At 75.3% G+C, this 19,796-nt stretch carries 17 protein-coding genes; 2 read left to right on the top strand and 15 right to left on the bottom strand.

The window, feature by feature from the left end; genetic code table 11:
* The first annotated feature begins 4 nt into the window (after window positions 1-4).
* The gene (locus tag AC4OR8_RS03840) at window positions 5-838 is read left to right on the top strand and encodes a DUF1295 domain-containing protein (RefSeq protein ID WP_492164246.1); all 834 of its coding nucleotides are present in this window, start codon (window positions 5-7) and stop codon (window positions 836-838) included.
* Window positions 838-1,461 (top strand): hypothetical protein, encoded by a 624-nt coding sequence (locus tag AC4OR8_RS03835; protein ID WP_492164245.1) that lies wholly within the window; start codon window positions 838-840, stop codon window positions 1,459-1,461. Before AC4OR8_RS03840 ends, AC4OR8_RS03835 begins: the two co-directional genes overlap by 1 nt.
* A 39-nt stretch (window positions 1,462-1,500) precedes the next feature.
* On the opposite strand, the gene AC4OR8_RS03830 is transcribed toward AC4OR8_RS03835, so the two are convergent.
* From AC4OR8_RS03830 to AC4OR8_RS03760, 15 genes are all read right to left on the bottom strand, one after another.
* Entirely contained in the window at window positions 1,501-1,953 is a 453-nt protein-coding gene (locus tag AC4OR8_RS03830) for a PLDc N-terminal domain-containing protein (RefSeq protein ID WP_492164244.1), read from the bottom strand.
* Window positions 1,954-2,010: 57 nt separating this feature from the next.
* On the bottom strand, window positions 2,011-3,348 hold the full coding sequence (locus AC4OR8_RS03825) for a phytase (RefSeq protein ID WP_492164243.1): 1,338 nt from the start codon (window positions 3,346-3,348) through the stop codon (window positions 2,011-2,013).
* Between the two features lie 75 nt (window positions 3,349-3,423).
* Window positions 3,424-4,599 carry a YihY/virulence factor BrkB family protein gene (locus AC4OR8_RS03820; RefSeq protein WP_492164242.1) on the bottom strand — a complete coding sequence of 392 codons (1,176 nt, stop codon included), beginning with the start codon at window positions 4,597-4,599 and terminating at the stop codon, window positions 3,424-3,426.
* A 10-nt stretch (window positions 4,600-4,609) separates the two neighbouring features.
* Window positions 4,610-5,533, bottom strand: coding sequence for an AEC family transporter (locus AC4OR8_RS03815; RefSeq protein WP_492164241.1), 924 nt, complete (start codon window positions 5,531-5,533; stop codon window positions 4,610-4,612).
* A gap of 193 nt (window positions 5,534-5,726) precedes the next feature.
* The gene (locus AC4OR8_RS03810) at window positions 5,727-6,887 is read right to left on the bottom strand and encodes an acyl-CoA dehydrogenase family protein (RefSeq protein WP_492164240.1); all 1,161 of its coding nucleotides are present in this window, start codon (window positions 6,885-6,887) and stop codon (window positions 5,727-5,729) included.
* Window positions 6,884-8,842, bottom strand: coding sequence for an acetyl/propionyl/methylcrotonyl-CoA carboxylase subunit alpha (locus AC4OR8_RS03805; protein WP_492164239.1), 1,959 nt, complete (start codon window positions 8,840-8,842; stop codon window positions 6,884-6,886). The genes AC4OR8_RS03810 and AC4OR8_RS03805 overlap by 4 nt, the downstream gene beginning before the upstream one ends.
* Before the next feature lie 229 nt (window positions 8,843-9,071).
* On the bottom strand, window positions 9,072-10,628 hold the full coding sequence (locus AC4OR8_RS03800; protein ID WP_492164470.1) for an acyl-CoA carboxylase subunit beta: 1,557 nt from the start codon (window positions 10,626-10,628) through the stop codon (window positions 9,072-9,074).
* 80 nt (window positions 10,629-10,708) lie between these two features.
* Window positions 10,709-11,929 carry an acyl-CoA dehydrogenase family protein gene (locus AC4OR8_RS03795; protein WP_492164238.1) on the bottom strand — a complete coding sequence of 407 codons (1,221 nt, stop codon included), beginning with the start codon at window positions 11,927-11,929 and terminating at the stop codon, window positions 10,709-10,711.
* Entirely contained in the window at window positions 11,926-13,722 is a 1,797-nt protein-coding gene (locus AC4OR8_RS03790) for an acyclic terpene utilization AtuA family protein (protein ID WP_492164237.1), read from the bottom strand. The genes AC4OR8_RS03795 and AC4OR8_RS03790 overlap by 4 nt, the downstream gene beginning before the upstream one ends.
* Entirely contained in the window at window positions 13,719-14,600 is an 882-nt protein-coding gene (locus AC4OR8_RS03785; protein ID WP_492164236.1) for a TIGR03084 family metal-binding protein, read from the bottom strand. The genes AC4OR8_RS03790 and AC4OR8_RS03785 overlap by 4 nt, the downstream gene beginning before the upstream one ends.
* Window positions 14,597-15,253 (bottom strand): TetR/AcrR family transcriptional regulator, encoded by a 657-nt coding sequence (locus AC4OR8_RS03780; protein ID WP_492164235.1) that lies wholly within the window; start codon window positions 15,251-15,253, stop codon window positions 14,597-14,599. Before AC4OR8_RS03780 ends, AC4OR8_RS03785 begins: the two co-directional genes overlap by 4 nt.
* A 250-nt stretch (window positions 15,254-15,503) precedes the next feature.
* Window positions 15,504-18,140: an ABC transporter permease gene (locus AC4OR8_RS03775; RefSeq protein ID WP_492164234.1), complete on the bottom strand. Its 2,637-nt coding sequence runs from the start codon at window positions 18,138-18,140 to the stop codon at window positions 15,504-15,506.
* Window positions 18,137-18,859 carry an ABC transporter ATP-binding protein gene (locus AC4OR8_RS03770; protein ID WP_492164233.1) on the bottom strand — a complete coding sequence of 241 codons (723 nt, stop codon included), beginning with the start codon at window positions 18,857-18,859 and terminating at the stop codon, window positions 18,137-18,139. Before AC4OR8_RS03770 ends, AC4OR8_RS03775 begins: the two co-directional genes overlap by 4 nt.
* A complete protein-coding gene (locus AC4OR8_RS03765) occupies window positions 18,856-19,026 on the bottom strand; it encodes a hypothetical protein (RefSeq protein ID WP_492164232.1) in 171 nt (56 codons plus the stop codon). Before AC4OR8_RS03765 ends, AC4OR8_RS03770 begins: the two co-directional genes overlap by 4 nt.
* On the bottom strand, window positions 19,023-19,658 hold the full coding sequence (locus AC4OR8_RS03760) for a PadR family transcriptional regulator (RefSeq protein WP_492164231.1): 636 nt from the start codon (window positions 19,656-19,658) through the stop codon (window positions 19,023-19,025). The genes AC4OR8_RS03765 and AC4OR8_RS03760 overlap by 4 nt, the downstream gene beginning before the upstream one ends.
* Window positions 19,659-19,796 lie beyond the last annotated feature (138 nt).

Here is a 19,796-nt window from a genome sequence, read left to right as displayed (position 1 = left end):
GGCGGTGACCCCGGTGGACCCGCTGATCCTGCTGCCGCTCGTGCTGGCCGCCTGCCTGGCGACGGTCGCCGTCGTGATGACCCTGACCGCGCTCCGGGCGCGGCGGCTCGGTGTCGTGGCGGTGGTCGACGTGGCGTGGGGCCTCGGCTTCGTGGCGGTGGCCGCGGTCGCGGCCGGGCTCGCCTCGGCGTACGGCGACGGCGGTGACGGACGGCGCTGGCTGGTGCTGGTGCTGGTGGCGCTGTGGGGCGCTCGGCTCGCCTGGCACGTGCGCCGCCGCGCGCTGGGCGACCACGGCGGCGCCGACGACCCCCGCTACACCGAGATGCTCGGCGGCAGCCTGGCCGAGGTCGGGATGCGCACGGTGGTGCGCCGCGTCTTCGCCGTGCAGGGCGCCGCGCAGTGGTTCGTCTCCCTGCCGGTGCAGGTGGGTGCCGTGCTCACGGTGCAGTGGTGGCCGGTGGTGTGGGTCGGCGTCGCGGTGTGGGCGGTCGGCTCGGTCTTCGAGGCCGTCGGCGACCGCCAGCTCGCGGCGTACCGCGCCCTGCCGCGCGGGACCCGCCCGCCGGTGATGGACCGCGGGCTATGGGCCTGGACGCGCCACCCCAACTACTTCGGCGACGCGCTGGTCTGGTGGGGCCTGTGGCTGAGCGCAGGCCTCGCCTCCGGCTGGCTGCCCGGCCTGCTGACGCTGGCCTGCCCGGTGGTGATGACGTGGTTCCTGCGGAACGTCACCGGCGCCCGGCTGCTGGAGGAGAAGATGATGCGCCGCGACGGTTTCCCCGAGTACGCCGAGAGGGTCCCCATGTTCTTCCCCGCACCCCCGAGACGCCGCTGATGGCGCGCACCACCACGCCGTACCGCGAGGGCACCTGGCGGCGGCGCTGGCACGACCTGCCGGCGGCCGTGCGCTGGACCGTCGGCGTGGTCGCCGCGGTGGCCTTCTGGGTCGCGCTGCGGATCGTGCCCGACCAGATCGACGACCGGGGCAGCCGCTGGACGTACCTCGGCGTGATGGCCCTGGTCACCGTCGTGCTGCTCGTGGTCGGCCAGCGCCTCGCCGGCCGCCGGCTCGGCGGCTCGGGGCAGACGAAGCTGCTGCGTCAGGCGATGCGCACCGGCACGGTGCCGCCCGAGGCCGACCGCGAGGCGTGGGCCCGTGAGCTCACCCGCCGGCGGCGCTTCCTCGCCGAGAGCAGGTGGATGGTGTGGCTGTCCTGGGCGGGCCCTGTCGTCTTCGGCGTCGTCCTGGCCGTGGTGGTCGTGGTCTCCGCCGTCCGCGGCGACGCGCCGGTCGGCGTGCTGGTGTTCCTGGGTGTGGTCACCCTCGTGCTCGCCCTGACGGCGTACGCCTCGGTGCGGCTGAGGGCGCGCAACGAGCGTCGCCTGGCCGCACTGGTCGACCAGCTCGTGCCGGCCCAGGATCCCCACCAGGACTCCCAGGGCCACAGCTGGTCCTGACGGCCCCCCGCGACGGGTCGCGGCCGACCGACGCCGGCGTCAGGTGAGGGGGTCGGCCCCGGAGTCGCCGGGCGAGCCGTCCTCCGCCGCGTGGGCGTCGCCCGCCCGCCTCTGGCGGTCGGCCTCCTCACGGGCGGCCTGCTCACGGCGGGCCTGATCGTGGCGGCGGCGCTGCTCCTCGGCGCGGGCGCGCACCTGGCGCAGGAACTCCTCGTCCTTCGCGGGGTCGGCAGGGGCCATCCGGCCGGGCCGCTCGTACTCCGGGAACCCCGGGGCGCCGCCCTGGCCGCGGGTGAGCGGCCGCGCGACGCGCTCGCGACCCACCGCGAGCCAGGCGACCGAACCCACCAGGGGAAACAGCAGCACCAGCACGACCCAGGCCACCTTGGGCAGGTGGCGCACCCGGTCGGCCGGGGTGGTGATGACGCTGACGAGGCAGTAGACCCACAGCACGAAGCCGAGGACGCCGACGACGAGACCGAGCCTGCTCACGCGGAGCATCCTGGCGCGCCGGCGCGGCTCCTGTCCACGGAACCCGCGAGGCGGTGGTCAGGAGCGACGCGGCCAGGCGACGAGCTTGAAGTCGGTGTCGGGGCGCTGCTCGCCCTCGGCGAGGGTGACGGGGCGGTTCTCCCCGTCGTGCACGACGAGGAGGCCGTGGGGGTAGCGCCCGCCCAGCGGGGTCGTGGTGAGCGCCGCGCCGTCGCTGTGCTGCACGCCGTCGGTGGCCGAGCCGCCCCGCACGACGAAGCCGCGCTCGAACCCGCCGCGCAGGCCGTAGACCGCGAACGTGTCGTTGCCCTGGCTAGCGGCCACCAGCCGGGTCGCCCGACCGCCGCGCTCGACGAGGGTGAGCCCCTCGGCGTCGGCGGAGAGGTGGCGCCCGCTGTCGGGGTGACGGGTCGTGGAGACGGTGCACTCCTCGGTCTCCGGGTCGTAGGTCGCCTCCCGGCCGAACTCGCGCACCCGGTCGAGCAGGCGCGGCTCGCCGAAGCCGTCGCCCTCCAGCGGGATGCGCCACACGCCGACGTCCTCCTGGGCGGCGTAGAGCACGTCGCGGTCGGCGTCGACGACCATCCCCTCCACCTGCGGGCCCTCACCGGGCTCGCCGCACGGCGACCAGGTGGTGCCGTCGGAGAGGGTGAAGGTGTCGGGCAGCTCGAGCAGCGCCGTGCGCCGGTAGCCCACGCGCTGCTCCCCGACCAGGCGCACCATGCCGAGGGTCGAGGTGTGGCGACGGCTCACCACGGCGTACGTCGTCGAGCCGACGGGCCGCAGCGCGAGGCCGTAGCCGGTGGCCTGCTGCTCCACCTCGGCCTCGTCGGCGCTGAACAGCGGGGCGGCGGCGGGGTCGGTGACGTCGCGCAGCACCTCGCGGCCGGCGGCGGCGCCGCGGGGGGCGATGCGGTAGGCGCGCAGCCGGTCGCGGCCGCGGTCGGTGACCACCGCGAGGGCGCCCCACGCCGAGTCGGACACGACGTCGACGTTGTTGAACCGGCCCTCCTCGAGGCCCTCGCCCGGGGCCTGCGGCACGTCGACGTGCTGCAGGCGGCGCCCGTCGAGGTCGTAGACGTCGAGGCCGCCGTTCTTCAGCGTGCCGAGCACCACGCTGCGCCCCGGCCGGGTCGGGTGCACCCAGATCGCGGGGTCGTCGGCGTCGGCGTCACCGCCGGCGGCGTCGTCGAAGGCCGACGGGGTCTCCGCCCGCGCGCGCAGCACGTCGTACGACGCGGGCGCGGCGGCGGTGGACGTCGCAGCGGCGCGCGCGGCGGCGCTGGTCGGCTCCGCGGTCCGGCCGTCGGCCGGGGCGGGCGTGGCGGTGGCCAGCAGCGCGGTGGCGGCGGTGAGGCAGGACACGACGACGAGGGTCGGGGCGGTGGGACGCATGGGCGGCAGGCTGCCGGGGGTCGCCGACCGGCCGGTGAACCGCGCGCGACGCGCGAGCGGCGTGGTCGCGACGCGTCAGCGCTCGACAGGGCCGGCCGCGGTGGCCCCGCCCGTGGGCGTCGCCGCCGCAGGTCCGGCGGGTGCAGGTCCGGCGGGGTCGGGACCGGCGGGGTCGGGGTCGGCGGGGTCGGGGTCGGCCCGGGGCGGGCGGGGCTCCCGGTCGTCGCGGCGCCGCTCGCGGCCGGGCTCGGGGGCCGGCAGGGTGATCGCGCCGGTGTCGGGGTCGGCGAACGACACCTCCACGTGCTCGAAGCCCTTGTGGCGCTGGGCGCGGGCGTAGCCGGCGTACGCGCGACGATCGGCGTCGGTGAGCTCGACGTTGTCGGTGAACGGGGTGAGCAGTGCGCGCGGCCACAGCCGGCGGGTCAGCACGACGTTGACCTCCATCGCCAGCACGCCCATCACCGAGGCGATGTAGATGATGCCGATCAGGCCGAGCACCAACCCGAAGGTGGCGTTCATCGCGGTGGTCTCGGCGAGCACCCGGGTGGCGTAGACCGTGCCGAGCACCTGCAGCAGCTGCCACATCAGCGCCAGCGCCATCGCGCCGGGCAGGGCGGCGCGCAGGCCGTGGCGGCGTGCGGCGGCCAGGCGGAACACGAACGTCAGCACCAGCCCGACCGCCAGCACCGTGGCCACCCGGATCAGCCAGGTCACGGTGCCGTCGAGGCGCGGGCCGAACACGTCGGTCTGGGAGCCGAGGGCCGAGATCACCGACACCGCGAGCACCGCGAGGCCGGCGGTGATCAGCAGCACCAGGCTCTTCAGCCGCAGCAGCACCGGGTTGGGCCGGCTGTTGCGCGGCACCGACCAGGCGATGTTCATCGCGTTCTGCAGGGCCTGGCCCAGGCCGAGCGAGCCGTAGAGGGCGGCGGCGCCACCCACGACCACCGCGGTCGTCGAGCCCTGGAGGCCCTCGGGGCGACCCAGCTGGTCGCCGATGATGGGGAACTGGCTCAGCGCCGAGCTCAGCACCTGCCCCTGCAGCTCGGGGTTCCCCTGCAGCAGGAACCCGAGGATCGAGGAGGCCAGCAGCAGCAGCGGGAAGATCGCGACGAAGGCGTAGAAGGTGATGATCGCGGCGAGGTAGCTGCCCTGGTCGTCGAAGTACTTGTAGAGGATCGCCAGCGGCACCCCGAGCGGCGGGACGCGTCGCTGCACCCTGTCAGCACGTTGCACGACCCGGGTCATGACGTCGACGCTATGCGATGAGCGCGGTGATGATGACCACCGCGGGCACCGACGCGAGGGTGCTCACGAAGATCGCGTCGCGCGCGAGCAGCTCGGCGCGGGCGTAGCGGGTGGCGATGACGAACACGTTCTGCGCCGTGGGCAGCGCCGAGAGCACCGTCACCGCGAGCAGCGCGTCGGTGTCGAGGCCGAGCACGAAGCGGCCCACGACGTACGCCGTGACCGGCTGCAGCACCAGCTTGACGGCCACCGGCAGCACCAGCTCGGTGGCGGGGACGCCGCGTCCCGGCAGCGGGCCGAGCCGCAGTGCGACGCCGTACCCGATCAGCATGGCCGGCACCGCCATCCCGCCGACCAGCTCGAGGGGGTCGTGCACGACGTCGGGCAGCCGCACCCCGCTCAGCGCCAGCGCCACCCCGATCGCCGAGGCGATGGTGAGGGGGTTGGTCAGCGGGCGGGCCAGCACCCGCCCCACGCCGAGCCGGGTCTGGCTGACCGCGACGTCCATCAGCGTCAGCGCGAGGGGCTGCAGCACCAGCATCTGCATCAGGAGGATCGGCGCGACCAGCGCCACGTCGCCGAGCACGTACGCCGCGATCGGCACCCCCAGGTTGCCGGCGTTGACGTACGCCGCCGTCATCGACCCGATCACCGCCGTGCCGAGGTCGAACGGGCCGCGCAGGCGGCGCAGCGCCAGGTACGCCGCCACCGTGACGACGACCGCACAGGCGCTGGCCACCAGCGTGGCGGAGAAGACCTCCGCGAGGTCGCTGTCCTCCAGCACGGTGACCAGCAGCGCGGGGCTGGCGACGTAGAACGCCAGCGTCGCGAGCGTGCGCTGCCCCGCGAGGTCGACGACGCGCAGGTGGGCCAGCAGGATCCCGAGGGCGATGAGCACGCCGATCGTCGCGAACCCCGAGAACACCCCTGCCACGCCTCGACCCTAGGCGGGCCGCCGCGGCCGCCCCGCCCCGCCCCGGCACCGGCCCCCGCCCGCTGTGACGTCCGCTGTAACGCGCTGTTGTTCCCTCTGCTGCCCCGTCGTGACGGGGTGGCAGAAGGGGCAACGGCGCGTTACAAGCGTTGTGCCGGCTCGGGGCGAGGGGGGCGAGGGGGGCGAGGGGCGGTCAGTACGACTTGGGCAGGCCGAGGGAGTGCATCGAGACGTAGTTCAGGATCATCTCGCGGCTCACGGGGGCGATGCGGCCGACGCGGGTGGCGACCAGCAGGCCGGCCATGCCGTACTCCTGGCTGGCGCCGTTGCCGCCGTGGGTCTGCACCGCGCGGTCGACGGCGTCGCAGGCGGCCTCGGCGGCGGCGTACTTGGCGATGTTGGCGGCCTCGCCGGCCGCCTGCTCGTCACCGGCGTCGAGCAGGGCGGCGGCCTTCTGGTTCATCAGCCGGGCCAGCTCGATCTCGATGTGGCTCTGCGCCAGCGGGTGGGCGATGGCCTGGTGGGCGCCGATCGGCACGTCGAAGACGACACGCTCCTTGGCGTACTGCGTGGCCTTCTCCAGCGCGTGCCGGGCCAGGCCGAGGGAGAACGCGGCGGCCATGATGCGCTCGGGGTTGAGCCCCGCGAACAGCTGCACGAGCCCGCCGTTCTCGTCGCCCACCAGCGCGTCGGCCGGCAGCCGCACGTCGTCGATGAACACCTGGAACTGCTTCTCCGGCGACACGATCTCCATCGGGATGGCGCGGGCCTCGAAGCCGTCGGCGTCGGTCGGCACCACGAACAGGCACGGCTTGAGCCGACCTGTCCGGGCGTCCTCGGTGCGGGCCACGACCAGGACGTTCTCGGCCTCGTCGACCCCGGAGATCCAGATCTTCTGGCCGGTCAGCACCCAGCCGTCGCCGTCTCGGCGCGCGGTGGTGGTGATGTTGTGGGTGTTGGTGCCGGCGTCGGGCTCGGTGATCGCGAAGGCCATCGTGCCGGTGCCGTCGCACAGGCCCGGCAGCCAGCGCTGCTTCTGGGTCTCGGTGCCGTAGCGGGCGATGATCGTGCCGCAGATCGCGGGGCTGACGACCATCAGCAGCAGCGGGCAGCCCTGCGCGGCGAGCTCCTCGCAGACCGCCGCGATGTCGCCGATGCCGCCCCCGCCGCCGCCGTACTCCTCGGGGATGTTGATGCCGAGGTAGCCGTTGCGGCCGATCTCCAGCCACAGCTCGGTGGTCTTGCCACCGCTGCGGGCCTTCTCGGTGAAGTACTCCCGGCCGTACTTCGCCGCGAGCCGCGCCACCTGCGTGCGCAGCTCCTGGCGCTCCTCGGTCTCGGTGAACGTCGTCATGCTCCCTCTTCTCCGTCGGTGGCCTCGACCACGGCCAGCACCTCGCCGGCGGCGACCTGCGCACCGGGTCGTACGTCGATCCGGGTGAGCACGCCGTCGGTCGGCGCGCTCACGGTGTGCTGCATCTTCATGGCCTCGAGCACCAGCACGGGCTGGCCCGCGGTGACCTGCTGGCCCGCCTCCACCGAGACGCTGACGACCGTGCCGGGCATCGGCGCCAGCAGCGAGCCCCCGGCCACCTGGTCGGCGGGGTCGACGAACCGGGGCACCCGCTCGAGGCGCGCGTGGCCGCGGGGCGAGTCGACGTCGGCGACCTCACGACCGAGCGCGCCGGTGACGGCCACGGCGTACGTCGTGCGCACGCCGTCGCGCTCCAGGGTCACCGCGTCGGCGCCGACGGCGACGACCGTGCACCCCTCGACGGTGGGCAGTCCCCGCCCGCCCCACCACGCGACGACCACCGGCTCGCCGTCGTGGAGCAGCTCGGTGCGCTGCGGCTGGCTGGCCACGTTGCGCCAGGCCAGCGGTGCGCGGTGCTGCACGGTGCGGCTCGCCCGGGCGCGCTGGGCGAGCGCCAGGGCGGCGGCCACCGGGGCGTCGGGGTCGGCGGCGCGGGGCTGGAAGGGGTGGTCGGCGAGGAACGCCGTGCTCACCTCGCCGGCGAGGAACGCCGGCGAGCGGAGCACCTGCACGAGCTGGTCGCGGTTGGTGAGCACCCCGTGCACCCGGGTGCGGGCGAGGGTGTCGGCGAGGCGACGGGCGGCCTGGTCGCGGGTGGGCGCCCAGGCGACCACCTTGGCCAGCATCGCGTCGTAGTGGGTCGACACCTCGCTGCCGGTGGCGAACCCCGCGTCGAGACGCACCCCGGGACGGTTGAGCAGGTCGAACGTCGCGTCGACGCCGGGCACGTCGAGCAGCGTCAGCGCGCCGCTCTGGGGCTGGTGGTCGGCCGGGTCCTCGGCGTAGAGGCGGACCTCGAGGGCGTGGCCGTAGGTCTCGCCGATCGCGCGGGGGTCGGGCACCCCGCCCTCCGCGACGGCCAGCTGCAGGTCGACCAGGTCGACGCCGTGCACCAGCTCGGTGACGGGGTGCTCCACCTGCAGGCGGGTGTTCATCTCCAGGAAGAAGAACCGCGACGTGTCGGGGTCGTAGAGGAACTCCACGGTGCCGGCGCCGCGGTAGTCGATGGCCGCGGCCGCCGCCCGGGCCGCCTCGTGCAGCCGCGCCCGCACCACGTCGGGCAGGCCCGGCGCGGGCGACTCCTCCACCACCTTCTGGTGGCGGCGCTGCACCGAGCAGTCGCGCTCGCCCAGCACCAGCACGCCCTCGCGGTGACCGACGACCTGCACCTCCACGTGGCGGCCGCGCTCCACGTAGGCCTCCACGAACACGGTGCCGTCGCCGAACGCCGACGCGGCCTCCTCGCGCGCCCGCTCGACCTCGCCGGGCAGGTCGGCCAGGTGGCGCACGACGCGCATCCCGCGGCCCCCGCCGCCCGCCGACGCCTTCACCAGCAGCGGCAGGTCGGCCTCGGTGGCGGTCTCCACCGCGTGGTTGGTCAGCACCGGGACGCCGGCGGCCGCCATCAGCTCCTTCGCCCGGATCTTCGAGCCCATCTGCTCGATCGACGCCGGGTCGGGGCCCACCCAGGTCAGCCCCGCGTCGAGGACGGCGCGCGCGAAGTCGGCGCTCTCCGACAAGAACCCGTAGCCGGGGTGCACCGCGTCGGCGCCGGTGGCCCGTGCCGCCTCGAGCAGCAGGTCGACGCGCAGGTAGGTGTCGGCCGGCGACGTGCCCGGCAGCCGCACCGCGACGTCGGCCTCGGTGACGTAGGGCAGGGTCGCGTCGGCGTCGGAGTGCACCGCCACCGTGGCGATGCCGAGGCGACGGCAGGTGCGGAACACGCGGGTCGCGATCTCCGCGCGGTTGGCGACGAGGAGGCGGGTGATGGTCATGCTCGGGTCTCCGTCGGTGCTCGTGAGGGGGATCGCGCCGGTTGGGCGGGTTGTCCCGTGGGTGGGGTGCTCAGGTAGCGCAACTGCGCCGGTTGGGGCGGCCGTCCGGAATCCCGGGTCGGGTGGTCTCGACGCGGCCGTCGCGACCTCGTTCCTCGGTCGCGGGCCTCGCTCGACCTCGTCTCGCCCACGCGGCCCGCTCGTTCCTCGCGGCCCGCTGCTCGCTTGATCACATCCGGAAGACGCCGTAGCCGGCGGCGCCGGTCCAGGGCCGGTTCTCGATCACGGACAGGCAGATGCCGAGCACGGTGCGGGTGTCGCGGGGGTCGATGACGCCGTCGTCGTAGACCATCCCGGAGAGGAAGTACGGCAGCGACTGCTCCTCGATCTGGCTCTCCACCAGCTGCTTGACCGGGGCGAAGCCCTCGACGTCGAAGTCGCCGCCCTTGGCCTCGGCCGACTGGCGCGCCACGATCTCCATCACCCCGGCCAGCTGCGCCGGGCCCATCACCGCCGACTTCGCCGAGGGCCAGGTGAACAGGAAGCGCGGGTCGTAGGCGCGCCCGTTCATGCCGTAGTTGCCGGCGCCGTAGGAGGCGCCGAGGATCACCGTCAGGTGCGGCACGGTGGAGTTGGAGATGGCGTTGATCATCATCGCGCCGTGCTTGATGATGCCGCCCTGCTCGTACTCCTTGCCGACCATGTAGCCGGTGGTGTTGTGCAGGAACAGCAGCGGCGTGTCGGTCTGGTTGGCCAGCTGCACGAACTGCGCGGCCTTCTGCGCCTCCTCGCTGAACAGCACGCCCTGGGCGTTGGCGACGACGCCGATCGGGCGGCCGTGGAGCCGGGCCCAGCCGGTGACCAGCGAGGTGCCGTAGAGCGGCTTGAACTCGTCGAAGGCCACCGCGTTGGCGGCGCTGGCCCCGTCGCAGACGCGGGCGACCACCTCGCGGGGGTCGAACGGCTCCTTCAGGTCGCTCGGCACCAGGTCGAGCAGCCCGTCGGGGTCGAGGTCGGGCTCGGCGTACGACGCGGGGTCGGGCGCGGCGACCGCCTTGCGCCAGTTGAGCCGGGCCACGATGCGACGCCCGATGCGCAGGGCGTCGTGCTCGTCCTCGGCGAGGTGGTCGGCCAGGCCCGAGGTGCGGGCGTGCATCTCGGCGCCGCCCAGCGACTCGTCGTCGGACTCCTCGCCGGTGGCCATCCTCACCAGGGGCGGGCCGCCGAGGAACACCTTGGCCTGCTCCTTGACCATCACCACGTGGTCGCTCATCCCCGGCACGTAGGCGCCACCGGCGGTGGAGTTGCCGAACACCAGCGCGATCGTGGGCTGCTTGCGGGCGCTGGCGCGGGTGAGGTCGCGGAACATCCGCCCGCCGGGGATGAAGATCTCCTTCTGCGTGGGCAGGTCGGCCCCGCCCGACTCGACCAGCGCGATCGTGGGCAGCCCGTTCTCCTCGGCCACCTGCGCCGCGCGGAACGCCTTCTTCAGCGTCCACGGGTTGCTGGCGCCGCCCTTGACCGTGGGGTCGTTGGCGGTGATCAGGCACTCCACGCCCTCGACGACGCCGATGCCGGTGACCAGGGAGGCGCCGACGGCGAAGTCGGAGCCCCAGCCGGCCAGGGGGCTGAGCTCGAGGAAGGCCGAGCCCTCGTCGACGAGCAGCTCGATGCGCTCGCGCGGCAGCAGCTTGCCGCGGGCGTGGTGGCGCGCGGCGTACTTCTCCCCGCCCCCGGCCACCGCCTTGGCGTGCTCGACGTGCAGCGCGTCGATCTTGGCGAGCATGGCCTCGCGGTGGCCCGTGGTGCCGGCGAGACCCGCGCCGGTGCTGCCCGTGCCGTCGGTGCCGTCGGTGGTCATCGCGGTCACCGCCCGTAGCCGAGCAGCTTGGCGGCCAGGTCGGTCAGCACCTCGGTGGCACCACCGCCGATCGGCAGGATCCGGGCGTCGCGGTAGAGCCGCTCCACCTCGGTGCCGTGCAGGTAGCCCGCACCGCCGTGCAGCTGCACCGCCCGGTCGCAGACCGCGGTGGCGGCTTCGCACGCAGTCTGCTTGGCCAGGCACGCCTCCGCGATCACGGACTCTCCGGCGACGTGGCGGCGCACGACGTCGTGGGTGTAGGCGCGCGCCACCTCGACCTGGCGGTGCATCTCCACCAGCTGGTGGCGCACGACCTGGTTGGCCACCAGGGGTCGGCCGAACGTCTCGCGGTCACGGCAGTACGCCGCGGTCAGCGCCAGCGCGCGGGCGGCGGTGCCGTAGGCGTGCACGGCCAGCGCGAGGCGCTCGACGACGAACTGCTCGGCGATCAGGTAGAAGCCGGCGTCCTGCTGGCCGACCAGGTTGCCCACCGGCACCCGCACGTCGACGTACGACAGCTCGGCGGTGTCGGAGCAGTGCCACCCCATCTTCTCCAGCGTGCGGTCGACGGAGAAGCCGGGCGTGCCCTTCTCCACCACGAGCAGGCTGAGGCCGCCGTGGCCCTGGTCGCCGCCGTCCGCACCACCGGTGCGCACCGCGGTGGTGACGAAGTCGGCGCGCACCCCGGAGGTGATGAACGTCTTGGTGCCGTTGACCACGAAGTGGTCGCCGTCGCGGCGGGCGGTGGTGCGCAGGCCGGCGACGTCGGAGCCGCCGCCGGGCTCGGTGACGGCCAGCGCGCCGACCAGCTCGCCGGCCAGGGTGGGCCGCACGAAGCGCTCGACGAGGTCGGGCGAGCCGTGGGCGGCGAGGTGGGGCAGCGCGATGCCGCTGGTGAACAGCGCGGCCATCAGGCCGCTGGAGGCGCCCGCGGCGAACATCGCCTCCTGCAGCGCCGTGGCGTGCTTGAGGTCGCCGCCCTCGCCGCCCACCGACCCGGGGAACCCGATGCCGAGCAGGCCCTGGCGTGCCGCGGCGCGGTGCAGGGCGCGGGGCACCTCGCGGGCCTCCTCCCAGTCGTCGAGGTGGGGCACGACCTCGCGGCGGGTGAACTCCGCCGCGGTCTCGCGCAGCGCCGCGATCTCGGCGGCCCGCTCGGCCGCGCGGTCGGCGGCGGGCGGGCTGGTGGACGGGCTGGTGGACGGGGCGGTGAGCTGGGCGGTCACAGAAGGCCCTCCTGGACGTGGACGGTGCGGGAGCGGAGCCACTCCCCCAGGCCCTTGGCCTGCGGGTCGAAGCGGGTGGAGGCGGCGACGCCGCGGCCGAGGAGGCCGTGGATGACGACGTTGACGGCGCCGAGGTGGGGCAGCAGGTGCACCTCGACCGCGTCGGGCGGCAGGTCGGCGGTCTCGGGCACCAGCTCGCGCACCTTGCGCGGGCTCATCACCTTGGCCAGCCAGGTGACGCGCTCGGCGTAGCGGGGCGAGCCGTCGCGGGCCACCCACAGCCCGATGTTGGCGTCGCCGCCCTTGTCGCCGGAGCGGGCGTGCACGAACGTGCCGAGCGGCATCCGCCGGTTGAGGGTGTCGGGCGGGGCGGGGTACGGCGAGGGACGCCGGCCCGCGTCGTGCTCGGCCGCGGTGACGTCGGCGAGCCCGTCGGGCCCGGTGGGGTCGGCCACCACCTCGCGGCGGCCGTCGGGGTGCACCACGGTGTGCTCGACGGCGGCGCGCTCGACGTACGCCGCGCGGTAGACGCCGTACGGCGTGGGCTGCGGCGGGGGCCCGGTGAGGGTGAAGCCGGGGTAGGAGGCCAGGGCGAGCTCCACCACGGGGGCGGTGAACGCCTTGCCGACGGGCCCGGCCTCGGGGTCCATCACGGTGCAGCGCAGCAGGGTGGAGGCGCCCTCCTCCGTGTCGGCGTCGGCCTGCGGCGTCGCGGCCTCCGACCAGGTCACGCTCGCTGCGCGCAGGCGTGGCTCCAGCTGGGCGCGCACCCAGGCCGACTTCGCCTCCACGTCGAGGCCGGTGAGCACCAGCTCGACGGTGTTGCGCCAGCCGCCCAGCTCGTTGACGCACACCTTGAGCCGCTCCGGGGGCGCCTGGCCGGTGACGCCGGAGACGGCCACCCGGTCGGGGCCGACCTGCTCGAGGCGCACGGAGTCGAGGTGGGTGGTCACGTCGGGGCCGAGGTAGCGCGTGGACTGGATCTCGTAGACCAGCTGGGCGGTGACGGTGTCGCAGGTGACCGCGCCGCCGGTGCCGTCGGGCTTGGTGATCACGCTGCTGCCGTCGGCGGCGACCTCGGCCACGGGGAACCCCAGCGGCAGGGCGGGGTCCATGCCGGCGGCGAGCAGCGCGGCGAACCCGCTGAAGTTGCCGCCGGTGGCCTGGGCGCCGCACTCCAGCACGTGTCCGGCGACCACCGCCCCGGCGAGGGCGTCGTGCTGGTCGGGGGTCCAGCCGAAGTGGGCGGCGGCCGGACCGACCACGAGCGAGGCGTCGGTGACGCGCCCGGTGACCACCACGTCGGCGCCGCCGGCCAGCGCACGGGCGATGCCGAAGCCGCCGAGGTAGGCGTTGGCGGTGAGGGCGTCGTGCCAGCCCTGCTCGGCGGCGAGGGCGCGCACGTCGTCGCCCTCCACGTGGGCGACCGCGACGTCGAGGCCGAGGCCGCGGGCCACCTCGCGCACCTTGTCGGCCAGGCCCGCGGGGTTGAGGCCGCCGGCGTTCGCCACGATGCGGGTGCCGTGCTCGAGGGCGCCGGCGAGGGAGTCCTCCAGCTGGCGCACGAAGGTGCGGGCGTAGCCGAGCGAGGCGTCCCTGAGCTGGTCGCGGCCCAGGATCAGCATGGTGAGCTCGGCGAGGTAGTCGCCGGTGAGCACGTCGAGGTGGCGCCCACCGACGGTGCCGTCGACCATCTCGCGCATGGCCGAGAGGCGGTCGCCGTAGAAGCCGGAGCAGTTGCCGACCAGCAGCGTGCCGGGCTGCTGCCCGGTCGCGGTCACGGTCGCGGTCACGACGTGGCCCTGTCGGTGCGTCCGGGTACGGCGTCGTGGGCGGCGCGGGGGGCGCGGCCGGCCCCGGGGGCGCCGGCGAAGGCCTGGGCGATCGACAGCCAGTGGTCGGCGCCGGCGCCGGTGGCCACCAGCGCGGTGTCGTCGCGGTGCACCCGCTGGGTGACCAGCAGGCAGAAGTCGAGCGCCGGGCCGGTGACGCGCTGCTCGGCGTCGTCGGGGCCCCAGCTCCAGGTGGCGCCGGAGGGCGCGGTGAGCTCGACGCGGAACGGCGAGCCGGGAGCGGGCTCGCCGTGCAGGGAGTGGGCGAAGTCGCGGGTGCGGACACCGAGGTGGGCGACGTGGCGCATCCGGTCGGTCGGCTCGGGGTGGGTGCCGAGGGCGTCGTGGACGTCCTGGGCGTGGGCCCAGGTCTCCATGAAGCGGGCGGTGGCCATCGACGCCGCCGACATGGGCGGACCGAACCACGGCATCCGCTGCCCGGCCGACACATCGCGCAGCGCCCGCGCGAGCGCCTCGCGGGAGGCGTCCCAGCGGGCCAGGAGCTCCGCGCCCGGCAGCGCGGCGATGGCGTGGGCGCTGGTGTCGACGAAGCCGTCGGGGTCGCCGATCGCCCCGGTGACGACGTCGTCCCAGGCCTGCTTCCCCTCGGGGGTGGCGCTGCGCGCGGCGAGCACGGCCACCTCGTCGGTCCAGGTCAGGTGGGCCACCTGGGTGGCCACGGTCCAGCCCGCGGCCGGCGTGGGGGTGGCCCAGCCGCCGTGGGCGTGGGCGTCGGTGCCGGTGTCGCCGCCGGCGGGCCGGAGGTCGGCGACGACCGCGCGCAGCTGGTCGCCCTCCGCGCGCAGGTCGTCGAGCAGGTCATCCAGCAGGGTGCTCACGGGCGCTCCGGGGTCGGGGTCGGGCCGGCGGCGGGACGCCGGTCGGGGGTGGCGTCGAGGGTGGCGTCGAGGGTGGCGGCCCACTGGTCGAGGATCCGCTCGCGGCGCCGGGCGTCGTCGGTGATGGTGTCGGCCAGGCCGAGGCCGCGCACCAGGTCGAGGGTGGCCTGCACCAGCTCGCGCACGCCCGGCTGCGACTCGTCGGCGCGCAGCAGCTCGACGGTGAGCCGGTGGATGTCGCGGCCCACCCGCTGCTCCAGCGGCGCGACGGCCGCGAGCAGCGCGGCGTCGGTGCGGGCGGCGACCCAGAGCTCGAGGGCGGCGGTGAAGACCGGCGAGGTGAAGTGCTCGCCCAGCATCCGCAGCACCCCGCGGGTACGCCGCTCGCCGCTGGGCAGCGCGGCCGCGGCGGCGCTCAGCTCGACCCCGCGCTTCTCGGTGAGGTGCTCGACCGCCGCGACCACCAGGTCGTTCTTCGACGGGAAGTGGTGCAGCTGCGCACCCCGGCTCACCCCGGCCCGCTGCGAGACCAGCGTGGTCGTCGTCCCGGCGAAGCCGCGCTCCACCAGCAGCTCGACCGTCGCCTCCAGCAGCCGCGCCCGCATCAGGCGGCTGCGCTCCTCCTGCGGCACACGGGTCGGGGTGGTCGTCACGCGCCCATCACACCCCGCGCACTTACAAACAGTCAAGCCTGACTGTTCTGCGGGATTCACCGGACACCCGGTGAAACCCTCGGTTGTCAGCTGAGGCCTCGGTCGACAACCGAGGGTTCGGGTCGACGACCTCCAGGACGGCGGCCCGCCGCTCACCTGGCGGGTTTCACCAGCCGGCTGGTGAAACCCGCACCTGTCGGCCGTCGCGCGGGCCGACAGGTGCGGGTCAGGGCCGACAGGTGCCGGCGCCTCAGTCGAGCCGGGCGACCAGCGGGAGCCGGGAGCGGGCGGTGAGCCCGACCAGCGCCGCGGTGAGCAGCGGCAGGCCGACCACGACGGCGCCGACCAGCAGCCACGGCACGTCGAGGTAGCTGCCGGGGGCGCCGGCCGGCGAGCCGTAGTCGCTCGGCCCGGTGAGCGGGTAGGTGATCGCCACCCCCGGGATCGCGCCGACCAGCGCCCCGAGCACCGCACCGACCAGCCCCACCACCAGCGCGTACGACGCCGCGATGCCGCGTCTGCGTCGGGGACTGGCGCCCACCGCGGCGAGCGTGGCGAGGTCGGGGCGGGCGTCGGAGAGGGCGAGGAACGTCGCGGTGAGCGTGCCGCCGAGCATCAGCACGCCGCCGAGGGCGCCGAGGATCAGCTGGATCACCAGCGTCTCCTCCTCGGTGGTGTAGCCCCGCTCGACGTCGAACGACGCCTCGCCGTTCAGCGCCGTGACGGCCTCGGAGAGCCGCTCCTCGGCGTCCGTGCTGATCGCTCCGCCGGCCGCGACGGCCACCACGGCCACCACCCGGTCGCGGCCGCCGAGCCGCTCGGCCAGCTGCGGCCCGACCATGCCCGGCACGACTGCGAAGTCCTGCCCGAGGTCGATGTAGGTGCCGGGCACCTCGAGCCGGGTGCGCTCGCTCGGTCCGTTGCGGGCGTAGGTCTCGGTGACCAGCCGCACGCGGGTGTCGTCGACGGGTCCCGCCGAGAACGCCACGGCGCCGCCGGAGGCCAGCACCCGCGCGGCCCGGTCGGCCTCCAGGTCGTCGACGCCGGCGAGCCCCGGCGGGAGGGTGGTGCCGACCAGGAGGTCGGCGTTGAACGGTCCGCCGTAGCTGCTGAGGAGCCGGTCGCCGCCGCCGGGCCGGGTGACGGTGACCTGGCGGTAGGCCCGTCCCTCACGGGGCAGCCGCGTGCCGATCACCTCCTCCACCGTGGCGTCGGGCAGCGCGTCGACCGCGGCCGCGCGGTAGGCGTCCCAGTCGAGGTCGCCGCCGTACGCGCTGAGGACCCCCGTGCCCGTGGCGAACGCCGCGACGTACGTCTCGCGGTTCTGCGTCTCGTCGCTGGTGACCGCGATGCCGAGCGCCACGACGCCGGCGACGGTGGCGGCCACGGCCGCCACCGCAGGCACCGTGCGGGTGCGGTGGCGCGCGGCGTCACGCGCGGCGAAGCGCAGCGCGAGCGGGAAGCGGGAGGAGAGCGCGGCGACCGCGACGACCACCACCGGCACCAGCAGGATCATGCCCAGCACCGACACGATCGCCGACACCGCGATCCAGATCTCGCCGCGGCCCATCGCGCCGTACGTCGCTCCCGCGATGCCGACGCCCAGCAGGGCCAGGCCCAGCACCGGCGAGCGCCGGGACGCCTGCCGGTCGCCGCGGCGTCCGGCCAGCACCGCCACGACGTCCTGGCGCGAGGCCACCCACGCCGGCACGGCCGCGGCGAGCAGCGCGCTCACCAGGCCGAACGCCGCGATGCCGGCCAGGTGGGTCCAGGACACCTCGAACGGCCCGAAGCGCGTCATGGAGTAGGCCTGCAGCACCGGCGCGAGCGCCAGCGCCGCCAGCAGGCCCAGCCCGACGCCCAGCACGGCGCCGAGCGCGCCCAGGACGACCCCGGAGGCCAGGACCACCCGTCGGGCCTGCGCCGGCACGCCACCGACCGCCGCGAGCAGCGCCAGCGTGCGTGCCTGGCGGCGCGCCCCGACGGCGAAGGCGGGACCTGCGAGCAGGACCACCTCGATCAGCACCATGACCACCACCAGCGCCAGCACCGTGAGCGTGGCCTCGTCGAGGCCCTCGTCGGGGCCCTGCAGCTGGGCGGGCAGCGCGGAGTCCGGCGGCGGGGTGGTCACCACCGCCCGCGACAGCACGACGGCGCCCAGGACGTTCAGCGCGCGCACCTGCTCCCACGACACGGGGTCGCCCCCGACCAGCACGGTGGTGGGGCGGGAGGCGGCGACCCCGGCCTCCACGACGCCCGGGCGGGCCCACACCTGCGGGTAGCCGGTGACGGCGGTCGACTCCACGACGCCCACGACGTCGAGCGTCGTGCCGTCCTCGAGCACCAGCTGCTCCCCCTCGCCGGGCCCGCGCCGGGCGAGGTCGCCGTTGACCACCGCCTCGTCGTCGGTGCGCGGGAGGCGCCCCGAGACGGGCTCGACCAGGCCCCGCGTCAGCGGGTCGAGCAGGTCGGTGCCGGTGACGTCGACGTCGATCTGGCCGTCGTCGGTCTCGACCCGGGTGCTTCCCGACTCCAGAGGCACCGTCGCCAGGTCGGGGTTGCGCAGCACCCGCTCGACGTCGTCGAGGGTGGCCGCGCCGGGCTCCCGGCGCTCGCCGAGGCCCCAGCTGCCGCTGTCGGGGTCGAAGCTCTGCACCGCCTCCCGGGAGCCGGGCGACAGCTCCACCCGGGCCTCGGCGGCGCCGAGCCGGCGCTCCAGGCTCTCGACCCCCGAGACGTCCTGGGTGCCGTACAACGTGTCGGCGGCGGCGACCGCGAGCACGGGCAGCGCGATCATCACCAGCACCAGCAGGCTGCGCCCGCGGGCGCGCTTGGCGTCGCGCCAGGCCAGGCGCAGCGGCACCCGCCATCCGGAGAGCGGGCTCATCGGCTCGCCCCCTCCTCGAGCAGGACGTCGACCGGCACGGAGCCGGACTCGTCGATCACCACGCCGTCGCGCAGGAACACCACGCGGTCTGCCCAGGCGGCGTGACGGGCCTCGTGGGTCACCATGACGCCGGCCGCGCCGGCGTCGCAGCGCGCCCGGAGCAGGCGCAGGATCCCCTCACCGGTCTCGGTGTCCAGGGCTCCGGTGGGCTCGTCGGCCAGGATCAGCCGGCGCTCCCCCACGATGGCGCGGGCGATGGCCACCCGCTGCTGCTGCCCGCCCGACATGTCGTCGGGGAACCGGTCGGCGAGGTCGGCCAGGTCGACCTCCTGCAGGGCCACGACGGCCGCGGCCCTGGCCGCGCGCGTGCGGACGCCGTCGAGCTCGAGGGGCAGAGAGACGTTCTCCACCGCGGTCAGCGCCGGCACCAGGTTGAAGTCCTGGAAGACGTAGCCGATGGAGGTGCGGCGCATCCGCGCCCGCTCCCGCTGTCCGAGGGCGCCGAGGTCGGCGCCCTCGACGCGCACCACGCCGTCGGTGGGGGTGTCCAGGCCGCCCGACAGCGTCAGCAGCGTGGACTTGCCGGAGCCCGAGGGACCCATCACGGCGACCAGCTCGCCGGCGTGGGCGGCGAAGGAGACCGAGCGCAGCGCGTGCACCTCGGTGGCACCCTCGCCGTGCACCCGCGAGACCCGGACGAGCTCGAGCACGGCGCTCATCGCAACACCGCCGTACGACGGGCGCCGACGGCGCGGCGGCGCGAGGCGGCGGCGCGGCGGCGCGGGGCGGCGGCCAGGCGGGCCGCCGACTGGGCCAGCCAGCGGGCCTCGGCCTGGCGCAGGGCGGCGGCCTGCGCCGGGGCGACCGCGCTGGTCGGGGCGCTCATCGCCGGCTCCCGTCAGGGGTGCGGCGGACGTCGGCGCCGCGCTCGGAGCCGGAGCCGGAGCCGGAGCCGGAGGCGGACACGCGGGGCGCGCTGTCGTCGCGCTGCACGGCCGCACGTCGCAGCCGGGCCTCGCAGTGGTCGAGCCAGCGGATCTCGGCCTCCGAGGAGAACACCAGCGAGTCGAGCACCAGGCCCCAGGCGAGGTCGGCGCGGTCGTCGGGGTCGCTCCCGACGCGGCGCTTGAGGCGGGTGTAGTCCTGCAGCGCGCGCATCGTGGCGCTGCGCTGCTGCTGGATGACCGTGCCGACGTCGACGCCGGGCACCGTCACGGCCAGCGCGAGCTTGATCGCCAGCTCGTCGCGCGGGGGCTGCGTGCGGGCCACCGGCGTGGTGAACCAGGTGGCCACCTCGTCGTGGCCGGCGTCGGTGAGCCGCCACCGCTCGTGGCCCTCGTCGTCGGCGCCGGCGGCCTCCACCAGGCCGTCGCGCTCGAGGCGGGTCAGCGTCGTGTAGACCTGCCCGACGTTCAGTGGCCAGGTCGCCCCGGTGCGCTGCTCGAACTCGGTGCGCAGCTGGTAGCCGTACATGGGCTCCTGCTCCAGCAGCGCCAGGAGTGCTTGCTTGACCGACACGTGACCACCTCGTCCCTCCGGGGCCGCGCGAGCCGCGGCCTCATGGATACGCAGTATGTATACCACGTATGCATACCCAGGATGCAAGCCCGAGGTGGTGCCCGACGGCCGGGAACGCCGGACGGCCACCCCGCCGCA

Source organism: Nocardioides sp. FY1077 (assembly GCF_058681775.1).
The sequence above is the reverse complement of the archived record's forward strand: the minus strand, read 5'-3'. Positions and strand labels throughout refer to the sequence as shown.

Coding starts and splice junctions, on each gene's coding strand:
- AC4OR8_RS03835 (WP_492164245.1), top strand. CDS start 838: ATGGCGCGCACCACCACGCCGTACCGCGAGGGCACCTGGCGGCGGCGC.
- AC4OR8_RS03825 (WP_492164243.1), bottom strand. CDS start 3,348: ATGCGTCCCACCGCCCCGACCCTCGTCGTCGTGTCCTGCCTCACCGCC.
- AC4OR8_RS03820 (WP_492164242.1), bottom strand. CDS start 4,599: ATGACCCGGGTCGTGCAACGTGCTGACAGGGTGCAGCGACGCGTCCCG.
- AC4OR8_RS03810 (WP_492164240.1), bottom strand. CDS start 6,887: ATGACGACGTTCACCGAGACCGAGGAGCGCCAGGAGCTGCGCACGCAG.
- AC4OR8_RS03805 (WP_492164239.1), bottom strand. CDS start 8,842: ATGACCATCACCCGCCTCCTCGTCGCCAACCGCGCGGAGATCGCGACC.
- AC4OR8_RS03800 (WP_492164470.1), bottom strand. CDS start 10,628: ATGCTCGCCAAGATCGACGCGCTGCACGTCGAGCACGCCAAGGCGGTG.
- AC4OR8_RS03775 (WP_492164234.1), bottom strand. CDS start 18,140: ATGAGCCCGCTCTCCGGATGGCGGGTGCCGCTGCGCCTGGCCTGGCGC.
- AC4OR8_RS03770 (WP_492164233.1), bottom strand. CDS start 18,859: ATGAGCGCCGTGCTCGAGCTCGTCCGGGTCTCGCGGGTGCACGGCGAG.
- AC4OR8_RS03765 (WP_492164232.1), bottom strand. CDS start 19,026: ATGAGCGCCCCGACCAGCGCGGTCGCCCCGGCGCAGGCCGCCGCCCTG.